2 protein-coding genes are annotated in these 2,665 nt (G+C 31.7%); both read left to right on the top strand.

The features are described from left to right. The first annotated feature begins 714 nt into the window (after positions 1-714). Positions 715-1,419 carry a hypothetical protein gene (locus ACFQ13_RS01895; RefSeq protein ID WP_386113441.1) on the top strand — a complete coding sequence of 235 codons (705 nt, stop codon included), beginning with the start codon at positions 715-717 and terminating at the stop codon, positions 1,417-1,419. Between the two features lie 147 nt (positions 1,420-1,566). Continuing rightward, entirely contained in the window at positions 1,567-2,457 is an 891-nt protein-coding gene (locus tag ACFQ13_RS01890) for a hypothetical protein (RefSeq protein ID WP_386113439.1), read from the top strand. The last annotated feature ends 208 nt before the right edge of the window (positions 2,458-2,665 follow it).

The raw sequence follows: 2,665 nt of genomic DNA, 5'->3' as shown, positions 1-2,665 counted from the left end.
AAAAATATCTATTAAAAATTTAAATATTTATTTACTAAATTGGCTTATTAAAAACCCGAAGGAATAGCTTTTTAAATCCCTTACTATTCATATATTTAACCGTTAGCAGCAAGCACTCACGTTTTGCTAATCTCTTTCCTAATCAAAGAGTTTTATATTCCTAGTCACAATTAAATTCTCATCTGGATAATCTAGCGTGATAAGTAATACGGAATATTAACGCAGGATTAACCACTCAGTCGGATAAGGTAAATTGACAAGTAACACGGAGCAACAACGTTGGATTAATTACTCAGATGGATAAGTAGAATTGATTAACAACACGGATTAACAACACGGATTAACAACGCTGGATAATAGAAACCTTTAGACATTAGATTTTAAAAGATCATTATAGTAAGCCAACAAACTACTCACTCTACTCTGATTTAATTTTAAAAAGCTTTACGGTCGATCTGAACGTGAAAAAACTAATTTGAAACTAATTAGACACTGATAAGGAATTATACGTTAAAATCAATGTCAGAGTTCTTTAATGAAACAGCGTATAATTAAAAGCCGGCTGCTAACACCGTGTATAATTCATTGCTAGGTTCTTCCCTACTTGCGAATATTCCTGCGGAATATTCACAGGTTCGTTAAAGTTTGCTAACTTAGTTGCCCAACCACGCAACTAACCATACACAAACACGTTAGCCACAAGCTGAAGAAACATTGAGATACTATACTGGAGCATATTATTTAATTAAACTTCGTGATTCCAATTTTGGAACTTACGAAGGAAAAAAATTGCATACTTGTAGTATTTGCATAAACGATTCCTTTTTTAACGCTTGGTCAATTTCGTGGGCGGAAGACGGAAAAAATGTTAGTGCAGAAACCAAATCGGATTTTAATCTTAATGAAAAGCTGATTAAAGAAATTCAGAATTGGACGGACAAAAAAATGGAGGAAAACAAAATCGGTTGGATTTGTACATTTGCCGATTTAGAAACCTTAACCGAATATAAAAGTTCATTTTTCCCAAAAGCAGAAAGTGAAATATTGAGTATTAACTTTCCCGAAACAGAAAGAGACAAATTACTAAATTTATTCAATCCTGAAAAGACAACTTTTGGCGAAATCGGACTTTCAATAAATCTAAAAAAAGGAATTTCAGAAAACAAAGACGAACAGACTTTAGGATATGACTTAATTGGAATTGAAGATAGTAGTGAATTTCACAGTTTTCATTGCCACGATTTGGCAAGTGAACTAATCAAAAAGTTCGGAATTGAAATAAACGAATACGGACTGATTAGCGAAAATGATAAATGGACAGAAATGGTGGAATATATGAATGATGAAAAAAACGGATTTGAATCTTCGCCTTGGTTTTATGTAAAAGTGAATAAAGTAACGGAAAAAGCCAGTGGCTAACACCGTGTATAATTAATTGCTAGGTTCTTCCCTACTTGCGAATATTCCTGCGGAATATTCACAGGTTCGTTAAAGTTTACTAACTTAGTTGCTTAACCACGCAACTAACCATACACAAACACGTTATAGGCAATTAAAAAAAACTGAATGGCAACAGATGGAACTAAAATAATTGATGGAGATACTGCTCACGATACATATTGGGGAATTATGGATTTATATGATAGTGAGGCAGAATTGAAAATGATACTTAATGAATTCCCTTTAGAACAACCAGATTATTTTGATGCTTTCGATAATGAAATTTATGTAACAAGTTGCGGACTTGCATATTGGGAAATCGGGCTAATGACAGCTGAACGAGTTGAATATATTGAGAATGTTATATCAAAAAATGCTTGTGTAAACGAATGGACAAAGTTGTCTGAGAAAGAAGGTAAATCTAGAAAAAGTGTTTTAACAAGATTTTTAAATAAAATCAAAAAAGAAAACGGTAAAATTCGTAAACCAAAAAAATATAGAAAAATTTCTAATTTTCTATTTAGCGAAAATGATATTTTATCATTCAAGGTTAAAGATAATAGTTACAGAAGTCTAATTTGTATGAAAATAGACCAATATAGAGGAAATTGTAACTATTGGTTTGTACCAACAATTTATAAAAGTTCAGAAAAACCTACTGAAAAATCAATCATTAACGAAATGATTTTAGGACGAACAATTGGGTCAGGATATGACAAAGAAACGACAAGAGAGCAACAACCTGGAATTGATATAATTTGGGATTATGTTGGAGGAAATAAAAAATTCTTTTTTGGATTTGTAATTGATGCAGTTGAACATAAAGATTTACTAAAATTTAAAGATTCATTTGAAAAAGTAGGTTCTGTAAAAATAGTTGAAGGATTAAAGAAAACAGGTTCATTTGGTTATTCAGACAATTTCGAACGTTTCGAAGATAGATATGACGATTTAGATAAAGAAATCAAGATTTTTGATTATAAAAAATATCCAATTGAAATAATGATTGAGAAATAAAAGCCCATAACACCGTGTATAATTAATTGCTTTGTTCTTCCCTACTTGCGAAAATTCCTGCGGAATTTTCACTGGTTCGTTAAAGTTTGTTAACTTAGTTGACCAACCACGCAACTAACCATACACAAACACGTTGTAAGCAATTACAGATTTTACGCGGTCAATATCTCCAAGGGTTGCGGAAAAAGGGAAAGGACGGATTATTTAT

The organism is Winogradskyella rapida, from assembly GCF_042675845.1.
GTDB classification, from domain to species: Bacteria; Bacteroidota; Bacteroidia; order Flavobacteriales; family Flavobacteriaceae; genus Winogradskyella; species Winogradskyella rapida.
This window is presented reverse-complemented; position numbering and strand designations above follow the sequence as displayed.